At 66.4% G+C, this 17,386-nt stretch carries 17 protein-coding genes; 4 read left to right on the top strand and 13 right to left on the bottom strand.

Translation table 11 applies throughout. The features are described from left to right. Window positions 1–357: thymidylate synthase (gene thyA / locus A5791_RS17590; RefSeq protein ID WP_067239551.1), on the bottom strand; the 357-nt coding region annotated here is incomplete at its 3' end. A 126-nt stretch (window positions 358–483) separates the two neighbouring features. Here thyA and A5791_RS17585 point away from each other — a divergent pair. Further along, window positions 484–1,221, top strand: coding sequence for a dienelactone hydrolase family protein (locus A5791_RS17585; RefSeq protein WP_067239549.1), 738 nt, complete (start codon window positions 484–486; stop codon window positions 1,219–1,221). Between the two features lie 88 nt (window positions 1,222–1,309). Here A5791_RS17585 and A5791_RS17580 read toward each other — a convergent pair whose 3' ends face one another. The 3 genes from A5791_RS17580 to A5791_RS17570 are packed head-to-tail and all read right to left on the bottom strand — an operon-like array spanning window position 1,310 to window position 4,409. After that, on the bottom strand, window positions 1,310–2,419 hold the full coding sequence (locus A5791_RS17580; protein WP_156661422.1) for an acyl-CoA dehydrogenase family protein: 1,110 nt from the start codon (window positions 2,417–2,419) through the stop codon (window positions 1,310–1,312). A gap of 5 nt (window positions 2,420–2,424) precedes the next feature. After that, window positions 2,425–3,630, bottom strand: coding sequence for an acyl-CoA dehydrogenase family protein (locus tag A5791_RS17575; RefSeq protein ID WP_067239544.1), 1,206 nt, complete (start codon window positions 3,628–3,630; stop codon window positions 2,425–2,427). Further along, window positions 3,627–4,409: an SDR family oxidoreductase gene (locus tag A5791_RS17570; RefSeq protein WP_067239541.1), complete on the bottom strand. Its 783-nt coding sequence runs from the start codon at window positions 4,407–4,409 to the stop codon at window positions 3,627–3,629. Before A5791_RS17570 ends, A5791_RS17575 begins: the two co-directional genes overlap by 4 nt. A gap of 131 nt (window positions 4,410–4,540) precedes the next feature. On the opposite strand from A5791_RS17570, the gene A5791_RS26080 reads away from it, so the two are divergent. Beyond that, a complete protein-coding gene (locus A5791_RS26080; protein WP_082966994.1) occupies window positions 4,541–4,870 on the top strand; it encodes a PE-PGRS family protein in 330 nt (109 codons plus the stop codon). Here A5791_RS26080 and A5791_RS17560 read toward each other — a convergent pair. The 4 genes from A5791_RS17560 to A5791_RS17545 form a co-directional block, all read right to left on the bottom strand. Continuing rightward, complete coding sequence (locus tag A5791_RS17560; protein ID WP_067239536.1) at window positions 4,867–8,106, bottom strand: carboxyl transferase domain-containing protein; 3,240 nt, start codon at window positions 8,104–8,106, stop codon at window positions 4,867–4,869. The two genes, A5791_RS26080 and A5791_RS17560, sit on opposite strands and share 4 nt — an antisense overlap. 16 nt (window positions 8,107–8,122) lie before the next feature. Then, window positions 8,123–9,274 carry a PPE family protein gene (locus A5791_RS17555; RefSeq protein ID WP_067239533.1) on the bottom strand — a complete coding sequence of 384 codons (1,152 nt, stop codon included), beginning with the start codon at window positions 9,272–9,274 and terminating at the stop codon, window positions 8,123–8,125. 61 nt (window positions 9,275–9,335) lie between these two features. Then, window positions 9,336–10,175, bottom strand: coding sequence for a PE domain-containing protein (locus A5791_RS17550; RefSeq protein ID WP_067239531.1), 840 nt, complete (start codon window positions 10,173–10,175; stop codon window positions 9,336–9,338). 519 nt (window positions 10,176–10,694) lie between these two features. After that, window positions 10,695–12,224, bottom strand: coding sequence for a class I adenylate-forming enzyme family protein (locus A5791_RS17545; protein WP_067239559.1), 1,530 nt, complete (start codon window positions 12,222–12,224; stop codon window positions 10,695–10,697). A gap of 56 nt (window positions 12,225–12,280) precedes the next feature. Here A5791_RS17545 and A5791_RS17540 point away from each other — a divergent pair, with 56 nt between their 5' ends. Then, window positions 12,281–13,114, top strand: coding sequence for a thioesterase family protein (locus tag A5791_RS17540; protein WP_197504719.1), 834 nt, complete (start codon window positions 12,281–12,283; stop codon window positions 13,112–13,114). A 71-nt stretch (window positions 13,115–13,185) separates the two neighbouring features. Here the strand turns inward: A5791_RS17540 and A5791_RS17535 are convergent, their stop codons facing one another. Then, entirely contained in the window at window positions 13,186–14,004 is an 819-nt protein-coding gene (locus A5791_RS17535; protein ID WP_067239528.1) for a maleylpyruvate isomerase N-terminal domain-containing protein, read from the bottom strand. A 62-nt stretch (window positions 14,005–14,066) separates the two neighbouring features. Between A5791_RS17535 and A5791_RS17530 the strand changes: the two genes are divergently transcribed. Then, window positions 14,067–14,690: a PadR family transcriptional regulator gene (locus A5791_RS17530; RefSeq protein ID WP_067239526.1), complete on the top strand. Its 624-nt coding sequence runs from the start codon at window positions 14,067–14,069 to the stop codon at window positions 14,688–14,690. A 40-nt stretch (window positions 14,691–14,730) separates the two neighbouring features. Here A5791_RS17530 and A5791_RS17525 read toward each other — a convergent pair whose 3' ends face one another. Genes A5791_RS17525 through A5791_RS17510 form a run of 4 tightly spaced genes read right to left on the bottom strand, consistent with a single transcriptional unit; the run spans window position 14,731 to window position 17,102 of the window. Further along, on the bottom strand, window positions 14,731–15,183 hold the full coding sequence (locus tag A5791_RS17525; protein WP_067239523.1) for a flavodoxin family protein: 453 nt from the start codon (window positions 15,181–15,183) through the stop codon (window positions 14,731–14,733). After that, window positions 15,180–15,644: a hypothetical protein gene (locus A5791_RS17520; protein WP_067239520.1), complete on the bottom strand. Its 465-nt coding sequence runs from the start codon at window positions 15,642–15,644 to the stop codon at window positions 15,180–15,182. Before A5791_RS17520 ends, A5791_RS17525 begins: the two co-directional genes overlap by 4 nt. Further along, window positions 15,641–16,375 (bottom strand): 4-hydroxy-tetrahydrodipicolinate reductase, encoded by a 735-nt coding sequence (dapB, locus tag A5791_RS17515; protein WP_067239518.1) that lies wholly within the window; start codon window positions 16,373–16,375, stop codon window positions 15,641–15,643. Before dapB ends, A5791_RS17520 begins: the two co-directional genes overlap by 4 nt. Before the next feature lie 25 nt (window positions 16,376–16,400). Further along, a complete protein-coding gene (locus tag A5791_RS17510; protein ID WP_197504718.1) occupies window positions 16,401–17,102 on the bottom strand; it encodes a UPF0158 family protein in 702 nt (233 codons plus the stop codon). Between the last annotated feature and the right edge of the window lie 284 nt (window positions 17,103–17,386).

Raw genomic sequence — 17,386 nt, 5'->3', positions numbered from 1 at the left:
CAGCGCAGCGCTGACCTGGTCGATGTGATCACCGGACGGCGTCGGCCAGGATCGCCACTGCACACCGTAAATTGGCCCGAGATCGCCTGTGCTGCTTGCCCACTCGTCCCAGATGGTGACTCCGTGCTCGTGCAGCCAGTTGACGTTGGAGTCGCCACGCAAGAACCACAGCAACTCGTAGACCACCGACTTGAAGTGCACCTTTTTGGTGGTGAGCAGCGGGAAGCCGGCCGACAGGTCATAACGCAGCTGCTGTCCGAACAGGCTGCGGGTGCCGGTTCCGGTGCGGTCGGCTTTGGCCGTGCCCCGCTCGAGCACCAGGCGCAGCAGATCCTCGTACGGCGTCGCGATCGGCACGCGGCCAGCTTAGCGGCGATCGCAATCGCGGCGAAGCCGGGCGCGGCGGGTCGACGCCGTTTAATTCGGCGGCGGGTCGGCGCCACCGATAAATTCACGTCGCGGCGCGGGGAGTAGAACGGATCCATGCCGAAAATCACCGACAGCATCACCACCCCGGACGGCAGCTGCCCCGTCCAGCTGTTCACCCCCGAGGGTTCCGGTCCGTGGCCCGGCGTGGTCATGTATCCCGACGCCGGCGGGACGCGCGAGACATTCGACCAGATGGCGGCCAAGCTGGCCGGGTTCGGGTACGCCGTGCTGCTACCGGACGTGTACTACCGCCACGGCGACTGGGCTCCGATCGACATGTCCACCGCGTTCGGTGACCCAGCCGAACGCAAGCGGCTGATGTCGATGATCGGCAGCATCACCCAGGACATGATGGCCAGCGACGCCGCCGCGTTTTTCGACTACCTGTCCGCCCGACCGGAGGCGTCAGGAGCGCGGTTCGGTGTGTGCGGATATTGCATGGGTGGGCGTATGTCGGTGGTGGTGGCGGGGCGTCAGCCGGATCGTGTCGCAGCTGCGGCGTCCTTCCACGGTGGCGGACTGGTTACCGACTCCGCCGACAGCCCGCACCTACTGGCCGACCAGATTGGCGCCACGGTCTACATCGGCGGCGCCGAGAACGACGCATCGTTCACCGCCGACCACGCCGAGCAGCTCGACAAGGCGCTGACGGCGGCCGGTGTGCAGCACACCATCGAGTGGTACCAGGCCGCCCACGGGTTCGCTGTGCCGGACAACCCGCCCTATGACGAAGCGGCAGCCGAGCGGCATTGGGCCGCGATGGTCGAAACCTTCCGTGGAGCGCTCGGCTAGTTCGCGCGTTGATTCTGCGGTGAGGGCATGGCCTCCTCGCAAAACTTCTACCTGTGCGCAAAGTCAATCGCCTTCAGCGCAGCTCGCCCTATGCCAAGTCGACCAATTCGGCTAGCCGGCTGCGTTGCCGGTAGGCGGTGCCGAACGCCAGCTGGTCGCTCTTGGCCCGCTTGATATACAGGTGGGCCGGATACTCCCAGGTCATTCCGATGCCGCCGTGCAGCTGTATGCACTCCTCGGCGGCACGCACCGCGACCTCACTGCAGTAGGCCTGCGCGAGGGCCGCCGCGACGGCCGCATCCGCATCGCCACGGGCGGAGGTGTCGGCGGCGTAGCGCGCCGCCGCGGTCGCCGAATTGAGCTCTATCCATAGGTCGGCCAGCCGGTGTTTGACCGCCTGGTACGAGCCGATCGTTCGACCGAACTGCTTGCGCTCCTTCGCGTAGGCCAGCGTGGTGTCGAAACACCACTGCGCCACCCCGAGCTGCTCGGACGCCAGCAGAGCCGCACCGGTCTGCAGCGCTTCAGCCAACGCCGCCTCCGTTTCGGCAGCCGGGACGCTTCCTACCCGCGACGACGTGACGCCCGAAAAATGCACATCCGCAAGGGGTCTCGTCATGTCCAGCGCCAGCACCGGCGACACTTCAAGGCCGGCCGCTTCGCGGTCGACGGCATGTAGCTCGAGTCCTCCAGCGCCTGCGACCGGCACCACCAACACGTCGGCTTCGCTCGCACCCGCGACGTTGCCGACCACTCCGCTCAGGCCGTCCGCATTGGCGCTGACTCCTGTGATCGGATCGCCCGGCGCGCTGGAAAGCGGCACCACCAGCGCAGCGGTCGTCGTGCCCTGAGCCAGGCCCGGAACGGTTTCGGTGTCGCCGGCACCCAGCAGCGCGAGCGTCGCGAGCACCGCGCTGGACAGGAACGGCACCGGCGCGACGGCCCGGCCGATCTCCTCCATCACGACTGCGGCTTCGCGGGCGCTCGCCCCGGCCCCGCCAAGCGACTCGGGCACCAGCAGCCCCGCCACGCCCAACTCGGCGGCCAGCGTCCGCCACACGCCGGAAAAGTCTGGTGGCGGCGACGCTTCTACGTCATAGGCCCGCGCCACCGCCTCCGGTGGACACCGGTCGGCGAACAGGTGACGGACGCTGTCGCGCAACGCCTCTTCGGTGTCCGAATACAGCAGATTGCTCAACGAACTCACCTCTCCAGGTCCTTGAACGCGACGGTCTTGTCGACGCGATGTTCGCCGGGCAGTCCCAGGATGCGTTCGGAGATGGTGTTTCGCAGGATCTCCGAGGTGCCGCCCTCGATCGAGTTGCCGCGTGCCCGCAGGTAGCGGTAGCCGGGCCCGCGACCGATCAGGTCGACGACTTCTGGCCTGCGCATGCTCCAGTCGTCGTAGCGCAGCCCGGAGTCGGCGTGCAGTTCGATCTCGAAACCCGAGATTGCTTGCGCCAGACGGGCAAACGCGACCTTCATGCCGGCGCCCTCGGGTCCGGGCTGACCGGCGGCGGCGCGCTGGCGCAGCTGCTCGCTGCTGAGCCGGAGCACCTCGGCTTCGACCCACAGCCGCATCAGCTCGTCGTGCATCGCCGGGTTGCGCAGCGCCGGCTCGTTGCGCCACGCCGCGGCAACTTTGCCGATGTGGGCGCCTTCGCGCGGTATGCCGGAGCGAGCACCGATTGCGACGCGCTCGTTGTTCAGCGTGGTGGTAGCCACCCGCCAGCCGCCGCCCTCCGGGCCGAGACGATTCGCGTCGGGCACCCGGATGTCAGTGAGAAAGACTTCGTTGAACTCCGCCTCGCCGGTGATCTGGCGCAGCGGACGGATGTCGATCCCGGGCTGTGTCATGTCGACCAAGAAGTACGTCAGGCCAGCGTGTTTGGGTACGTTCGGGTCGGTGCGCGCAACCAGGATCGCCATTTGCGCGTGCTGCGCCATCGAGGTCCAAACCTTCTGCCCGTTGACAATCCAGTCGTCGCCGTCGCGCACGGCGCGAGTTGCGGCGGCGGCCAGGTCGGATCCGGCGCCCGGCTCGCTGAACAGCTGGCAATATACGTGTTCACCAGTAAACAACGGGCGCAAGAACTTTCGCTTCTGCTCGTCGGTACCGAATGCCGCGATCGTGGGCGCCGCCATCCCGAGCCCGATGAGGTTCCGGCCGCCGCCGGCGGGCGGCGAGCCGGCGGCGGCCAGCTCCGCTTCGACCTGCTCCTGATAGGTATGCGGCAGGCCCAGGCCGCCGTTACCCCGCGGAAAGTACACCCACGCCAGGCCGGCATCGAAACGCGCGCCGAGAAAGTCCCGCGCATCGGTGGTCGACGGGTCGTGTTCCTTGAGAAGCGACCGCACGCGCTCGTTCAGGTCGGCCGCAACGTGGTCTGGGGCGTCCGATCCACTCATTGCGCGCCCCCCGCCTGCATCTGGAAACCCTGCGCGGGGCCCAGCAGCAGGCCCCCGTCGATGACCATCGTCTCCCCGGTGATCCAGCTGGCCGCATCCGAAACCAGGAACGCGACCGCTTGCGCCACATCCACCGGCTCACCGATGCGTCCGAGCGCGATGGACGCCGCCAGGGGATCCTCGTGGTCCTTCCACAGCGCCTCGGCGAGACGGGTGCGAACGACACCCGGACAGATCGCATTGACCCTGATCCGCGGTGAGAGTTCCAGCGCTAGCTGCTTGGTGACATGGATCAGCGCGGCCTTGGTGGCGTTGTACATGCCCATCGCCGGCGATTGGTGCATGCCGCCGATCGAGGCGGTGTTGACCACAGCCCCGCCGTTCTCCCCCATCCAGGCCTTGACCACGAGCGAGGTCCACAGCAGCGGCGCCCACAGGTTGACGTCGAATATCTTGCTGAAGCGCGCGTGGTCCTGCTCGATCAGCGGACCGTACGCCGGGTTGGTTCCGGCGTTGTTGACCAGGATGTCGATGCCACCGAAGTGCTCGAGTGCGAGGTCGACACAGCGTCGCGCCGCATCCTCGTCGACCGCATGGGCACCCACGCCCAGCGCACCCTGACCCACCTGCGCCGCCGCAGCGTCGGCCGCCTCTTGCTTGCGGGCGGTGAGCACGACGTTGGCACCGGCTGCCGCGAGCTGTTGGGAGATCGCCAACCCGATTCCGCGTGAGGCACCGGTGATTATTGCGGTGCGGCCGGTCAGATCCAGTGAGGTCATTTTTCGGTATGCCTTCGGTTGAGGGGCACGTTCTGTTGCGGCGGTGCGGGGTCTGCATTCGGTCGCAGGCGAAATGTTTTATACCGGCGTGCGCGTGGTATGCGACAAGAATGTTAGCGAAATTAAACCTCATGAAACCACTGGTGGTAGCAGGGGCTGTCGCTGCAGCGATCGCGGCGGCGCCCACAGCTTCCGCTGAAGTTTTTGCGGCCGGACCTGCGATGACGTCGCCTGCGCCGACGCATGTCGTGTTTAAGGACGACCCCGGCGGCGGCGGCTGCGACGCCAACGGCGCCTGCGGTTCCGGCGGCCAGAACGGCGGTCCGGGCGGCGGTCCCGGCGGCCAGGGTTGCGTCCCAGGGGTCGGCTGCGGCTCTGGCGGCCAGAACGCCGGCCCGGGCGGCGTCCCCGGTGGCAGCGGATGTCTGCCGGGTGTCGGCTGCGGCGGCGGCCACGCCTAATCAGTATCGGCACCTGACCGGCATACTCCCGGGAGCCTGGTGATCCAGGCCCGGGAGTCTGCCGGGTCGATGACATCGTCGAGTTCGAAGGTGGTGGCCGACCGCAGGGCTTTGCCGTGCTGGTAGGCCGCCGCCACCAAACGCTCGAACAGATTCTGCCGCTCAGCTGGGTCCGTCTCGGCGGCTAGTTCCTTGCTGAACCCGAGCCGCACTGCGCCTTCCAGGCCCATACCGCCGATCTCACCCGTCGGCCATGCGACGGTGAACTGCGGCGCGCGGAAGGATCCGCCCGCCATGGCCATAGCACCAAGCCCATAGCCCTTGCGCAGGATGATCATCCCCAGCGGCACGGTCAGTCGCGCGCCCACGACGAACATGCGGCCGAATCGGCGGACTGCGGCTTCCTTCTCGGCGTCCGGCCCGACCATGAAGCCCGGGGTGTCGCACAGCGAGATCACCGGCAATCGGAACGACTCGCACAGCGTCAGGAAGTCGCCGGTCTTGTCCGCCGCTTCGGCATCGATTGCGCCGCCGAGGTGGTGACTGCTGTTGGCTATCAAGCCATATGGCACTCCTTCGACGCGCACCAGCGCGGTGACGATGCCTACTCCGTAGTCCGCGCGCAGCTCCAGGACAGAGCCGACGTCGACAATGGACTCGATCGCGCGGCGCACGTCGTAGGCTCGTAACCGGTTCTCCGGCACCACATGTCGGGCCAGCCGCGGATCCGGTGCCGTCCAATCCTGCACGCTGCCCTGGAAGTACGACAGATACTGCTTGGCCAGCGAAACGGCGTGTGCCTCATCGCGGGCCACCAGGCTCACCACGCCGTTGTGCCGCTGAACCTCGATCGGCCCGATCGCCTCCGGCGGGTAAACCCCTAGCCCTCCGCCCTCGATCATCGCCGGGCCGCCCATCCCGATGTTGGCGTCCGGGGTCGCGATGATCACGTCGCAAACCCCGGCCAACGCCGCATTACCGGCGAAACAGCGGCCGGACACGATCGAGATCAGCGGCACTTGACCACTGAGGCCGGCGAGCATCCGGAAGGTCGGCACGTCCAGTCCGGCCATGCCGCCGACGTCCGTATCACCGGGGCGTCCACCGCCACCTTCGGCGAACAGCACCACCGGCAGCTGTTTGCGGGCGGCCAGATCGAAAACGCGGTCGGTCTTGGCGTGGTTGCGCATGCCCTGAGTCCCGGCCAGCACGGTGTAGTCGTACGACACGACCACCGCCTCGGCCGCCGAGCGCCCGAAGCGGTCTGCGCCGATGGTCGCCAGGCCGGCGATCAGACCGTCGGCCGGGGTGTTGGCGATCAGATCCTCCTCTGACCGGCGACTGCGCTGCGCAGCGATGGCCAGGGCGCCGTACTCCACGAAGCTGCCTGCATCGACCAGGTCGGCGATGTTCTCTCGCGCGGTGCGGCGATTCTGCTTGTGCCGCTTGGCAACGGCGGCCGGCCGGCCCTCGTCCACGGTGAGCAGGTGGCGTTGCCGGACCTCGTCGAGATCGCTGCGCGCACGGTCCAGATCGAGTGCGGCGGATTGTGATTCGCCTTCTGCGGTCTCGGTTGTGCGGATGAAGACCACCAGCGGGTCGCCGATTCCCACGACCTGTCCGGGCGCCACGAGGTTCCGGACCGTACGCAGCGCATCCGGCGCCGCGAGCACGTGCTGCATCTTCATAGCTTCCAGCACAACCAATTGCGCGCCGGCACCGAACTCCTCGCCTTCGGCCGGCATCTCGACCACGGTCCCGGCCAGCTGCGCCCGTAGCGCCTCCTCACCGGGATAGAGCTCGACGGCGGTCACCCGCACCTCGTGCTGACGAGACAGCGCCGCGGTCGCCAGCTGCGGGAGCTTCTCGTCGAGGAAGCTCGTGGTCACCTCACCGGACTCAACCTGGCTGTCCGACAGCAACTCTCGCAGGAACACGATATTTGTGCCGACGCCTTCGATGGTGAACTCGGCCAGCGCGGTACGCACCTTGCGCAGCGCCGCCGGAAAATTCGTACCCTGGGTGTGGGCGATCACCTTGGCCAGCAACGAGTCATAGCGCGGGCTGGGGGTCAGCCCGGGACGCCCGAAGGTGTCGACGCGTACCCCCGGACCGCTCGGCGGGGTGAACACCGTCAGCGTGCCGGATACCGGGACGACGGATCCGTCGGCGCCGAAGGTCTCCATGTTGACCCGGGCCTGAATGGCGATACCACGCCGGGCTGCCGGCTCGCCGATGACTTCGCTTCCGTCCGAAGCGATCCCTGCCGGTAGCCGCAGCTGGTAGTAGGACGCACCACCAGCGATGGCCAGCTGGACGGCCACCAGGTCGATGCCGGTGACCTCCTCGGTGACGGTGTGCTCCACCTGAATTCGCGGGTTCACCTCGAGAAAGACAAACTTGTCCCCGGCAACCAGGAATTCGACCGTAGCCAGCCCGTGCAGCCCCACACTGGCGCACAGGCGGGCCGCGGCCTGGTGCAGGTCGCGACGAAGCGTATCCGACAGCCCTTGCGCAGGAGCAATTTCCACGAGCTTCTGATAACGGCGCTGGATGCTGCAGTCACGGTCGCCGAGAGCGAGCGCATGCGTTTGAGAACCGGCCCTCGCGGCCACGATCTGCACTTCGATGTGACGCGCCGCGCCGAGGTGGGCTTCGGCGAACACCGCCGGATCACCGAAGCCGAGCTGTGCCTCCGCGGCACACTGCCGGAATGCGTTGTCGATTTGGTCGATGCTGTCCACCTTGCGCATGCCCCGGCCGCCGCCGCCCGCGAGCGCCTTGATCATGATCGCTCCGCCCTCGGCGGCTTGAGCGATGTAGAAATCGCGGACATCCTCGACGCTGCTGGGCCCTTCGGTGGCGGCCAGCACCGGCAGCCCGGCGGCAATCGCGGCGGCTCGGGCCGCGGATTTGTTGCCCACTGTTTCCAGCGCCTCCGCATCTGGGCCCACGAAACCCAGGCCTGCGGCCGCGCAGGCCCGGACGAATCCAGCGTTTTCGCTGAGGAACCCGTAACCCGGATGGATCAGCTCGGCACCGGACTCCTTGGCCGCCGCCAAAATCGCGGCCTGGTCGAGATAGCCGGGTACGCCGATCGCTTCGTCAGCCGCGTGCACGTGGGGACTATCGGCGTCGTCCTCGGCGTAAACTGCGACCGTCTGGATGCCCAGTTCCGTTGCGGTACGGATGATTCGGAGCGCAATCTCCCCACGGTTGGCGATCAGCAGCGTCATAGGCACACCTCGGAGATCACACGACAACCAGCTTGGGCATGACGACGGGCTTGACCCCGTACCGCGGCCCAGCGTATGCACCGGCGCCCTTGGACGCTATCGCCATTCCGGGCGCGCCGGGCACTCCGGCAATCGCTGCGTCCTCCGCGGGCACGGCCCAACCACTACCCTCCAACGCGCTGGCACCGGCCGTCGTCGACGCGGTGGCCGGGGCGGCGGTGGACCAGGCCGCCGGCACCGAAAGGCCACCAACCGAGGGCGCCGTGCCCAAAGCTGCCATCAGCGGGGCCCCGCCGAGTCCGGCCGGCATCACGGTATTGGCCAACGCAGCCGCTGCGGCGCCTGGAATGGCCTCGGCGGCAGCGCCGCCAGCCGACATCGTGTTGAGGGTGTGGTTGAGGAATATCGCGCTGGTGATGCCGGCGGTGGTGAACCAGGCCCCCGTGTTGACAGCGCCGTTGATGGTGTCCGATACGAGCCCGCTGGCATCCGGCGCGGCGGCGGCAGCCGCGGTGACCGGCGAGGCGAGGCTCCTGACACTGTCGGGCACGTTGCCGACAAGGTTGTTCAGTCCCACTTGCTGAACGGAACTGGATGCCGCGGCCTGGCTGACCGCGGCGGCTTGGCCACCGATGCCGGCCGGGTTGGTCGGTTGCGCCGGCGTCGTCAACGGGATCAGCTTTCCGGCGACAGCCGAGGCCGCCGCATAGCCGTACATGGCCAACGCGTCCTGCGCCCACATCTCGCCGTACAGGGCCTCGGTGGCCGCGATCGCCGCCGTGTTCTGCCCGAGCACGTTGGTGGCCACCAGCTGTGCCAGCAGCAGCCTGTTCGCAGTCACCTCGGCGGGCGGCACCGTCATCGCGAAGGCCGTCTCGAAGGCGGCCGCCGACGCGGTGGCCTGCGAGCCCGCCAGCGCCGTGGCTTCCGCGGTGTAGTTGAACCAGGCCACGAACGGCTGTGCGGCGGCGACCATCGACAACGAAGCGGGACCCATCCATTGCTCGGCGGTCAACTGAGTGATAACCGACTCGAAAGACGTTGCTGTCGTACTGAGTTCGAGGGCCAGGTTGTTCCAGGCCGCCGCGGCAGCCATCATCGGTGCGGCACCCGCGCCGGCGTACATGCGCGCGGAGTTGATCTCAGGGGGTAATGCTCCGAAATCCATTGCTGTCTCGTTTCTTTGAGTTGAAGTTCATTGCTGGTCGATTGCGGGGTTGCGGCTCTGCTCAGGCGTTCGCCGGTTTCGGCATGACGATGGGTTTAACGCCGTAACGCGGCGCACCGAAACCGGCACTATTGCGGCCGGTCGAGACGAACCCCGGCATCCCCGGAAGCAGAGTCGCCGAGGCGGCTTGCGGCGCAGCGGCCGTCCAGCCCGTGCCCACTGATACTCCGGGGCTGGACACCGCGGTACCGGAAACCAATGTGGTCGATCCCGCCCAACTCGCCGGCGCCGACAAGGCCCCGACGGAAGACGCCACCCCCATACCGGCGAATGTCGAACCCAAACCGGCGGCCGGCACCTCGCCGAGTCCGGCTGTCGCCGCCGATTCCAGGCTCGCGCCGTCGAAACCCAGCAATGCAGCTCCGGCGGCACCGCTGCCCTGCTCGGCGGGCACCAGCAGACCCCCGTTTGCCAGTCCGAGGAAGTTCGACGCGGCCGAGCTCCAGTTGCCGACGCCAATGTCCAGGATGTCGGCGATACCAGATCCGGGCGGATCTGCTGCGGCAGCGGGCAGCGCCGCCGCACCCACAGATGACAGCGGCGACGCTGCCGCCGAGGTGTTCGCCGCCTCGGTGGCCTCGTATGTGCCGGCGCTGGTCTGCAGCGTGTTGACGAAGCCGTCGTACATCGCCGTAGCCTCACCGCTGACCTGTTGGTAGAGCGTCCCGTACGCGGCGAATAGCGAAGCCTGCAGCATGGACACCTCATCCGCGGCGGCGGGAATGACGCCCGTGGTCGGAGCTGCCGCGGCCGCGTTCTGGGCGGCGAAGGCCGAGCCGATCAGGCCGAGCTTGCCGGCCGCGGCGGCCAACTCCTCAGGCTGTGCAGTCAGAAACGACATCTAGTGCTCCTCTCGGTGTGACGTGTGGTTTTCGGGAAGACAGGTCATCCGTACCCCCAATCGAAGGTGCTCATGTGAGAATTCGTTCACGGATTCGTAATGCGCATGCCGGCAGTGTTAACGCTGTCGTATCGAGCCTGACATTTTCATGTGCATCGTGTACACCATCGACACGCGAGACCTGCGGTTTCTACCCCAAGCGCGACCGGGTCCGCCATCGTCGTCATCGAACCTGCCGTCATGGCGACGAAGACCCTGAAGCCATGGCCCTGGATGCGGGCTCGGCGCCGCCACCGCAGGCTCGAAACGCGCGGTTTCGGTATGCGCTGGCCCCTGCCAGTCACTCCGATCGTCGAGAGCGGGACTTATTCCGCGTTCAGGGTGTACTGATGGCGTTCAGGTCTTTCGGTGCGCGTGTAGGGCGGTATCCGCCATCCAGCGACAAATTAGCCTGCCGCACAACGGTTTTCGCAAACTTAGGCCGTTCCCGTTTTCCGGGGCTAAAGACGTAGCCGGCCGTCAGCGTAGGGGTGGCCCCCACTGAACCTGCTCACGCAGCTTGCCCTTGAGCAGCTTGCCGCCGGCGTTGCGCGGCAACGCGCTGTCCACCACCGTCACGTACTGCGGCACCTTGAAATCGGCCAGCTGCCCGCGGCAGTGCTCGATCACCGCCGTCACGTCGATCTGGTCGGTGCCGCCGAACAGCACCGCGCCCACCTTCTCCCCCATCACCTCGTCGGGAACCGCCAGCACGCAGGCGTCCGCGACGTTGGGAGCGGCCAGCAGCACCGCCTCGACTTCAACGCTGGAGACGTTCTCTCCGCCCCGGTTGATGATGTCTTTGAGTCGGTCGACGATGTGTACCCGGCCCGCATCGTCGACGCGGACCACGTCGCCGGTGTGCAGCCAACCGTCGATGATCGTGGCCGACGTGGCCTCCGGCCGGTTCCAGTAGCCCGCGGTGACATTGGCTCCCCGCGTCACCAACTCGCCGACCAGTTCACCGGAGCCGTCATCGAGGGGGATCACACCGAGATCCACCGACGGCACGGCATATCCGACCGAGTCGGCGTGCTCGACGGCGTCCTCGTCGGGTAGCGCAGTCATCAGCGAGGCGGTCTCGGTCATGCCGTACCCGTTGAATACCGTGGCTTGCGGAAACGCGTCCTTGACCGACCGAACCAGCGAAGGTGCGATGGGTGCGCCGCCGTAGCCGACCCAGCGGACCCCGGAGACATCTGCCGCTGCGAAGTCCTTGTGCCGCAACAACAACGAGTAGATCGCCGGGACGGTCACCATGAGCGAGATGCGCTCTGCACTCAGCGTGGCGATCAGCTCGTCAAGGTTGAGTGCGGGCATGATCACCGCCGCCCCGCCAAGCCGGGCAGCTGCCAAAAGCTGTGAGTTGCAACCGGTCACGTGAAACAGCGGCACCGAGATGAGGGTGCGCAGCGCATCACCGATATCCCTGGGCTGCCGAAGGCACCGCACGGCGTTCTCGGTGTTGGTCACGAACGCCTCATGAGTCGTCGGCACACCCTTGGGATGCCCCGTAGTCCCCGAGGTGTAGAACAGCGCCGCTATATCGGTGCGGCTGAGCTTTTCGGTCACGTACGGTTCGGCGTCGGGCAGCGGAGTTTCAGCAGTGAGGTCCACATGAGCACCGGCGTCGGACAGAACGAAATCGACCTCCGGTTGAGCGGACCGCGTATTGACGGCCACCGCAATGCCGCCCGCCATCACCGTGCCCCAGAACGCCAGCACCCAATCCAGCCCCGCCGGGTAGCGCACCGCAACCCGGTCGCCCGGCTTCAGGCCGCCCGCGCGCAACCCACCGGCCACCCGCGACGCGCGGTCCCACAGCTGCCGGTAGGTCAGCCGGCCCGTCCCGAGTTCCACCACGGCTTCGCTGTCCGGGCGGTGGTCCACCTGCTCGGCGAGCATGTCCAGCAGGGTGGCCGGCAATTCGTCGTAGTGCGGGATGCCGTCGGCGTCGCGGGACACACCCGTTACGGGGAACGGGTTGCCGCGTCGGGAAATCTCGGTCAAAGAGGCAATCGGAGGCATGCCCACACCTCGCTCCATCGTGTCCTATCGTCGTAGCGGTGACGACCGAAGATTCCGCCATCATGCCCGAGGCGTTCTTCGCTGTCGACGGCGACTCCTACCTGCCGAGCGAGATGACCCGGGGGCCGTGGGGCGTCGGAATGGGTGGCCAAATCGTCGGTGGCCTATTGGGTTGGGGAATCGAGCGATCGGGCATCGACCCCAACTTCCAGCCCGCTCGCCTGACCGTCGACCTGTTACGGCCGGCACTGCAACAGCCGGTGCAGATTCAGACTTCCGTGCAGCGGGAAGGCCGGCGCATCAAGCTCGTCGACGGGGTGCTGACACAAAGTGGAAAGACTGTCGCGCGCGCCAGTGCGCTCCTTCTGCGACGGGGCGAACATCCCGACGGGGAGGTGTGGTCCGCCTCCGTCGAGATGCCGCCGCTGCCAAGCAATTCCGATGGTTTTCCCGCAGACATGCCGTTCCTCATTTGGGGGTACGGGAACACCTCGGACGGCAGTCCGGGTATCGCCGCCGGCGAATGGGAGCAGTCGCACTCCCAGAAGTTCGCGTGGACGCGACTGTTTCGCCCGATGGTGCAGGGGTTTCCGTTGACGCCGTTCACTCGTCTGGCGTTTGTCGGCGATGTCACCAGTTCACTAACCCATTGGGGCACAGGCGGATTACGCTACATCAATGCCGACTACACGGTCACCGCGAGCCGTCTGCCGGAGGGCGAATACATCGGGCTCGCCGCCCAAAGCCACTACGGGACGGCCGGGGTAGCCGCGGGCAGCGCGATTTTATTCGACCGGCACGGCCCGATCGGCACGAGTTCGGCGCTGGCCCTGGCCCAGCCTGCCGAAGCGTTCCAACCGTCGTACCAGTAGGTCATTCCATCAACTGCGCGGCGACCGTCGCCGAGGTTTTGGCAGTCACTCCTGGCCCGGCGAATACCGCGTCAAGGGCGTTCTAGATAGGACTGCAGCTTGAGCGCCTTCCATGGCCGACGACCGCCTACGATCATCAGCCCCCTTCGCGCGGCCGTAACCGGTCCGATGCGGTGGTACAACATGTCGCAGAGCGTCGACGCGGGCGTCCGCAGTAGGACGTCCGGGCGATCGGCAGGGCGGCGCTCACGCATCTTTACGGCGCCGTCGTGAATGTGCATCACGTACGGGCGTGCGCCGGGAAGTTTGAGGGCGACGCAGATTTCGGTGGGCAACGCCGCGCGCAGGTATCCCGGCCCCTCGCCGACCTGCATAAGGCCCCGCACGATGAGCAGCATGTCGCGTTCGTCGATCTGCCACGGCGCCTTCATCGCTCGTGCGACATCCCTTCCGTGCAGAACCAGCTCACCCAGCCAATTCGTCTGCAAAGTAATGCCGTCCGCAAAGGCACCACAATGAAGCTCGTACACACGGTCATTCGAGCAGGTGTCGAACAGTTCGTCCATCACGTGCGCAAGGCTGTCGAGTTGGTCTGCGATTTCAGGGATGGGCGCCATCAGCGCGTCGAGCTCAGTGCGGTTGATTTCGTCTAACTCGCGCGCATAGGTGGCGCGGCGAAAGTCTCGTCCCTCTGCTACCGCCTGATAGCGGTGCGTGACGGACAACATGTGAGCGACGACCTGTTGAACGGTCCAGTCCAGGCCGGGCACGCGCGCCCGCGGGTCGGCGCTACGGATGAGCCGGTCGAACCGAGCCCGGGCCCGCCCGATGCGATCTCTCAGTTCGTCCCTGCTGGTGTCGACAAGTGCGACGTACTCGGTGTCGTTCATTGCTGCCCCTCTATACTCCATTGTGGAGCTTAAATTACTCCAGGATTGAGTATTGTCAAGGAATGGCCTCGCAACCGACCACCACATCTTTCGCTCTGCTCGGCCTGCTCGGCATCAAATCGTGGACGGCGTACGAGATCGTCGCTCAGATCAAGCGCGGCGTGCACTTCTTCTGGCCGCGGTCTGATGCCCACCTGTACGCGGAGCTGAAGCGGCTCGTCGAGCGCGGGTACGCCAGCTCCGAGATAGTGCAAGGCCGCCGCCGTCAACGCACTCGATACACCATCACCTCCAAAGGCCGTGCGGCACTTAAAGAGTGGTTCAGCAGCGCGCCGGCCGCGCCAGTAATCGAAGCCGAGGGTTTCCTCAGGATGTTCCTCGCAGACCAGGCCACCACGGAAGAACTGGTCGATTCGCTAGAAGCCACCGCACACGAGGCTCGTCAGTTGCATGCCAAGGGGAAGACGCTCATCGATGAGCTGCTGCACACCGGTGGCCCTTTCCCACATCGGCTTCACCTCGTCGAACCTCTGGCGACGTTCGTCGCCGAGTTCTACCGCGATCTCATCGAATGGTGCGAACAGACGATCACCGAAATCGAGGAATGGCCCGACACTCGTGACGTCGGGCTCACACCGAGAGGACGCAAGCGGTGGGAGCGGATACTCGCCGAGCCCGATCCCTAAACCCTTGCGCAGTGACGCATCCTGACGATGGGTCGGAGTGCTATTCCATCAGGTGAGCCGCGACTGTCGCGCCTAGTTCCCAGCACGCCTCGACATCGGCCTTATTCGGCTTGCCCATCACCACGACCGTCTCGGCCGCCTTGATCCAGCCCAGTCCGGAGGCGATGCCGTCGATGGCGCGCTCGGCTCCTTCGGTGCCCTCGTTGCCGTGGATGTAGACGCCGAATGGACGTCCACGGGTGGTGTCGAGCAGCTGATAGTAGGACTGGTCAAACGCGTGCTTGAGGGCACCGCTGAGGTATCCGAGATTCGCCGGGGTGCCCAGCAGATAGCCGTCGGCTTCGAGCATTTCGACCGGCGAGACCGTGAGCGCCGGTCGGCGAACAACTTCCACACCCGCGATCTCGGGGTCGGTGGCGCCCGACAGCACCGCCTCGAACATCTCCTGCATATGCGGCGACGGGGTGTGGTGCACGATCAACAGCTTGCTCACGGGCGGCCCTGTAGGTGGACGGCGGTCTTCATCGCCTCGCGGGCGCGGCGGCGATCTCCCGCGTAGTCGTACGCGCGGGCCAGCCGGTACCAGCGCCGCCAATCGTCGGGATCACCCTCCACCTCGGTGCGCACAGTGGCGAAAAGCGCGTCGGCCGCCTCTCTTTGGATACGGCCCGACGGCCGCCGCGGCAGCGCGCTGGCGTCGAGTTCCAGTCCGTCTTCGGCGATGAGCCGGGCCAGCTTCTGGTGGACTAATCCGGCCCGCAGCGTGGCAATCATCGCCCACAGCCCGATGACGGGCATGACCAGCAATGCCAATCCCAGGCCGACAGCGGCCGCGCGACCCGAGCCGATCAGCGCGAGCGCGATGCGGCCGAGCAGAACGAAGTACACCAGCATCGCCACGCACAGGAACGCGGTGAACAGCTGGATGCGCAGCGTCCGACCGGCGTCGTTCATTGCAGGTTGAGCAGGGGCTCGATGCCCACCGTGAGGCCGGGCCGTTCTTTGATGCGGCGCACCGCCAGCAGTACGCCGGGCACGAACGACGTGCGGTCCAGGCTGTCGTGGCGGATCGTCAGCGTCTCCCCTGCCGTTCCGAACAGCACCTCTTGGTGGGCGACCAGTCCGGCCAGTCGCACGGAGTGCACCGGGATGCCGTCAACGTCGGCGCCGCGGGCACCGGGCAGGCTGGTGCTGGTGGCATCGGGGTTGGGCGGCAAGCCTTTTCGAGCTTCTGCGATCAGCTTCGCGGTGCGTGCGGCGGTGCCGGACGGGGCGTCGGCCTTCTGCGGGTGGTGCAGCTCGATGACCTCGGCCGAATTGAAGTAGGGGGCGGCCTGTTTGGCGAAATGCATGGATAGCACCGCCCCGATTGCGAAGTTCGGCGCGATCAGCACCGACGTGTTCTTGCCGGCCAGCCAGGATTCCACCTGTTCGAGGCGCTCGGCGGTAAAACCGGTGGTTCCGACGACTGCATGAATCCCGTTGTCTATCAAGAACTCCAGATTTCCCATCACGACGTCGGGGTGAGTGAAGTCGATGACGACCTCGGTATTGTTGTCGCTCAACAGGCTAAGCGGATCCCCGAGGTCCACCTCCGCTGACAGCGTCAAATCGTCCGCGGCCTGCACGGCCGACACCATCGTCGCGCCGACTTTCCCTTTGGCTCCCAGCACGCCTACCCGCATTGCTGCAGCCTACTGCTGTCACCTTTCAGCGATCGCGGTTGAGGCTCGGCCGATAGCCTTTGTCTGCGAGCCAGGCCCGCGCCCGACCACGCTTGCGCTCCTCGGAAAACACGAAGTAGCGCTGCAACTCCTCGGGCCATCGGGCAAGCACGTCTTTAAATCGCCGGAAGGCCCCTTGTCCGCGTATTGCGATCTCCAGTCGATCGACGATTGCCGGATCGTCCACCGTGGCGATGAACCGCTCCATGTCCCGATAGCCGGGCCGCGAACCTTCGCACCAGACCCCCAGCCAGCGGTCGTCGTCGTCATCCCCATCGAGATCGTCCGCGTCGTCAATCGACGCTTGGGGCAAACAGTGACCGGTCTTGAGGTCAATTCGGCCGCCGCCGTAAACGGGATCCCCTTCGAGCAAATCAGACAGCTCGTCCAGATCGACAGGGAGCGGGCCAAGCGTCGGCGCGGGCCCCTGGTTGAGCGTCGCCAGGAGTTGGTCGGCTAACTCTTCGTCGCCCTCCCAGTCACGCTCCCGCAATGCCGCCGCGCAGTCCGCGGCCAGTTCAACGGCTCCTGGCACGCCTTGGGAAACGGCATCCAAGAGGCCGTCGCCAGTCAGCTGAAGGGCTTCATGAGTCAGCCCGGCGCGCACCACCTCCACGACCGTAGACCCGTCACGCCTGTACACCGCGCCACGCAGCGTCTTCGCGACTTCTTGGTCCCACTGCTTCATGCCGAAACCGTATCGAAGGACGCTTCTAATGGAGTTTGTCCACAGTTGCGAATCCATCCACAGCGTCGGGGTTTTGCGGTGGTTGGTGTCACCGGTTCGCCATAGGATTCGAACATGTTTTCGATTGAGGTGTCGGCGGAGGTAACCGCCGCGCTCGACGCATTTACTACGGCGCTGGCCGGGATGGGCGAGCTGAACCTTGATCACCTGGCGCCCCCGGTGAGGTTGCATGTGCTCGAGCGGATGGAGACCGCCCGGCGCGCCCAGATCGCGTTCAGCCACGA

Source organism: Mycobacterium sp. 852002-51163_SCH5372311 (assembly GCF_001667115.1).
Classification (GTDB): domain Bacteria; phylum Actinomycetota; class Actinomycetes; order Mycobacteriales; family Mycobacteriaceae; genus Mycobacterium.
Note: the sequence above shows the minus strand (reverse complement) of the source record. Positions and strands in the feature narration are given on the sequence as shown.